This is a genomic window from Chamaesiphon sp. VAR_48_metabat_403 (assembly GCF_031422475.1).
Lineage (GTDB): Bacteria > Cyanobacteriota > Cyanobacteriia > Cyanobacteriales > Chamaesiphonaceae > Chamaesiphon.
On record NZ_JANPLS010000282.1, the window covers coordinates 1 to 3,324 of the forward strand.

General features: G+C 49.2%; 4 protein-coding genes. All 4 read left to right on the plus strand.

Annotated elements, in window-relative coordinates; all coding sequences use genetic code 11:
- A partial coding sequence (locus RMO79_RS13370; RefSeq protein ID WP_310483657.1) for a hypothetical protein occupies positions 1 to 267 on the plus strand: 267 nt, incomplete at its 5' end.
- An 88-nt stretch (positions 268 to 355) separates the two neighbouring features.
- Positions 356 to 1,312: a hypothetical protein gene (locus tag RMO79_RS13375; RefSeq protein WP_310483658.1), complete on the plus strand. Its 957-nt coding sequence runs from the start codon at positions 356 to 358 to the stop codon at positions 1,310 to 1,312.
- A gap of 199 nt (positions 1,313 to 1,511) precedes the next feature.
- Positions 1,512 to 2,336, plus strand: coding sequence for an alpha/beta hydrolase (locus tag RMO79_RS13380; RefSeq protein WP_310483659.1), 825 nt, complete (start codon positions 1,512 to 1,514; stop codon positions 2,334 to 2,336).
- Positions 2,337 to 2,454: 118 nt separating this feature from the next.
- Positions 2,455 to 3,168, plus strand: coding sequence for a pirin family protein (locus RMO79_RS13385; RefSeq protein ID WP_310483660.1), 714 nt, complete (start codon positions 2,455 to 2,457; stop codon positions 3,166 to 3,168).
- The last annotated feature ends 156 nt before the right edge of the window (positions 3,169 to 3,324 follow it).

Consider the following 3,324-nt stretch of genomic DNA (forward strand, 5'->3'; position numbering starts at 1 on the left):
CTAGTGAGTCAAACTGAACAAGCACATGGTCAGTTTGAACAAACAATTTTGAATGGAATTTACGATCGGGATTGGGCAATTTGGTATGCAAACGATGCGCTCGATCGAGGCATAGCAAAAGTACTAAACAGAGCAATCTCAGGAGAACGACTGAGCCAATTTCTTAGCCAGAGTTACGATCGGTATCAAGCAGAGCAATCTCAGCAAACTTGGGCTGCTTATACGGCTCAAAAGCTAGTGGAGGAATGGCCAGAAGCTCCAATTTAATCGGACAAGTTAGAAGAAGATAATCTCCGCCTGGTATCTCGTGGTTCAGGGAACCCAGGCACTTAACCCTCAGATTGGGAGTAGTTTTATGTCAAAACCAATTCGGATCTTGTTACAGACTACAGTGCCCTCTATTAATGACGATTGGGGGATCGATCGGCTGTCGATGTTGCGTGATTACCTCGTTTCACTCACAGATGATGATGGCAATCCGGCTTGCGATGTAGTAGCACGCGATCGTCAACTCAATGCCAACGGTGACGACCCGATCTTGAGTACTTTAGGTGATGCCGATTTCGACGAGCTATGGTTGTTTGCCTTAGATACGGGTGACGGACTCAGTAGCAACGATTGTGCGGGTATTACTGCCTTTCACCGCAGTGGCGGGGGCATTTTAACCACCCGCGACCATCAGGATCTGGGCATCAGTTTGTGCGGCTTGGGTGAGATTGGGGCACTCCACTTTTTCCAATCCAGACATCTCGATCCAGATCCATCGCAGCATTGCATCGATGATACGGGCACCCCCACGATTTCTTGGCCCAACTATCATTCAGGGCGCAATGGCGATTATCAGCGGATTACTCCAGTCGAGCCAATTCATCCGCTGTTCCGCAATCCTGCTTCGCCCTCTGGCGCGATCGAGTTGTTTCCAGCCCACCCGCACGAAGGAGCCGTCGGCGTTCCAGCCGGAAGTAAGGCACGGGCGATTGCCACTGGTACCAGTGGTATCACCGGACGCTCGTTCAATTTGGTGGTTGTACTTGAGCCAGATGGCGAAACCGGACGAGTTATCGCTCAATCAACCTTTCACCACTTTGCCGACTACAACTGGAGTGTCGCGCAGGGATGTCCGAGCTTCGTGACCGAACTAGCGGGAGACGGGATGCAAACAGAACCATCTGCCCTGGCGGATATTCACGCTTACGTGCGGAATGTAGTGGCTTGGCTAGCTGTTGAAGCAAACCGCGATGACAATTTATGCTCGGAAATTATCCCCAATGCCCGACTTCAAACGCTCGATCGGGTTGGCACCTGCAAATAACAAAGTTTTAATTATAAATAATTATTTTAAAGCTTAACTGGTGGATCTTGAGTGGTCAAATTTCGATGAATCTTGCAAACTGAATGTATGGCAAAAAAAACTGTCATTAATTAATTATTCATTAACTAAAATAAACAGAGAATCCGAACTAAACCCAGACTGAGAAACTTTTAGCCCAATATATACTAGGAGTCACAACATGAGTACGATCGCAACTAAAGACGGTACACAGATTTACTACAAAGATTGGGGTGCGGGACAGCCGATTGTTTTTAGCCACGGTTGGCCCTTGAGTGCGGATGCTTGGGAATCGCAGATGTTGTTCCTCGCCGATCGCGGCTACCGCTGCATCGCACATGACCGTCGCGGACATGGACGGTCGAGCCAACCTTGGAATGGCAATGACATGGACACCTATGCTGACGATCTAGCGGAACTCCTCGAGCATCTCGACCTCAATAACGCCACACTAATCGGACACTCCACTGGCGGCGGTGAAGTAGCACGCTATATCGGTCGCCACGGCGCAGCACGAGTCGCCAAAGCCGCACTAATCTCTGCCGTTCCACCACTGATGCTCAAGACAGAGCGCAATCCCGACGGACTGCCAATCGAGGTGTTTGATGGAATTCGTACGGGTTCTCTCGCGAATCGAGCGCAGCTCTATCAGGACATTGCCAGTGGGCCGTTCTTTGGCTTCAACCGTCCGGGTGCAAAAATCTCGCAGGGCGCGATAGACTCGTTCTGGTTCCAGGGGATGCAGGCGGGACACAAGAACACATTTGATTGCATCAAAGCTTTCTCTGAAACCGACTTCACGGAGGATCTCAAAAAAATTGACGTGCCAACACTAATCGTTCATGGCGACGATGACCAGGTTGTGCCAATTACAGCCGCTGCGATCGCTGCCGCGAAACTCGTGAAAAATGCCACCCTAAAAATCTATCCCGGCGCACCTCACGGATTGCCTGACACCCATAAAGATCTCCTCAATGCCGATCTGCTGTCGTTTCTCAAGGACTGACCATCCCAATAGGAGCGCGTCGAGATGGAAAAAGGGAGATTAACTGATTCCCTTTTTCACTGCTGTACCAGTGGCCTTTTATAGAGTTACTAAATTCACTCACATCAGAGGTAATTAAATGATTACTACAACTATCCACACAATTCACGACCGCAATTTCCGAGGACATATTCAAAATGGCTGGCTAGATAGCTACCATACGTTTTCATTTGGTGACTTTCAAGATCCCAATCGGATGGGATTTCGTTCGCTGCGAGTCATTAACGACGATCGCGTGATTCCTGGTGCAGGATTCGGGATGCACGGACATCGGGATATGGAAATTCTCACTTATGTTTTAGAGGGAGAAGTGGCGCACAAAGATACGCTGGGGACTGGCTCGGTGATTCGCCCAGGTGATGTCCAAATCATGAGTGCAGGTACTGGTATTCAACACAGTGAATTTAATAATTCGGATACTGAACCCGTCCACTTATTGCAAATTTGGATGCTGCCCGATCGACAAAACATCACCCCTCGCTACGACCAGCGCAATTTTCCCCTAGCAGAAAAGCAAGGCAAACTGCGGCTCGTGGCTTCAAAAGACGGGCGAGAAGGTTCTGTCCTAATTCATCAAGATATTGACCTTTATGTTTCAGTTCTGTCATCGGGCGAGCGGATTACTTTTGAAATGGGGAGCGATCGCTTTGCCTGGATTCAAGTAGCACGGGGGATCGTGACGCTCAATGGCGAATCATTGCGAGCAGGCGATGGCGTGCAAATCAACAGTCCAGAACGGCTAGAACTGACGACCGATGCCATTGCTGAAATCTTATTGTTTGACCTCGCATAAAACTCACTCGATCGAAGTTTCGATCTGGACGATGCCCCAAGAGATTGGTAATCCCATCCGTTTCGACCAAGAGGATATATGCTGCCTACGATTGGCGCATATGTCCAGCAGTTTTGGCAGATTCTAGGACAGGTCGATCGAATCTGGATTCTATAC

Coding starts and splice junctions, on each gene's coding strand:
- RMO79_RS13380 (WP_310483659.1), top strand. CDS start 1,512: ATGAGTACGATCGCAACTAAAGACGGTACACAGATTTACTACAAAGAT.
- RMO79_RS13375 (WP_310483658.1), top strand. CDS start 356: ATGTCAAAACCAATTCGGATCTTGTTACAGACTACAGTGCCCTCTATT.
- RMO79_RS13385 (WP_310483660.1), top strand. CDS start 2,455: ATGATTACTACAACTATCCACACAATTCACGACCGCAATTTCCGAGGA.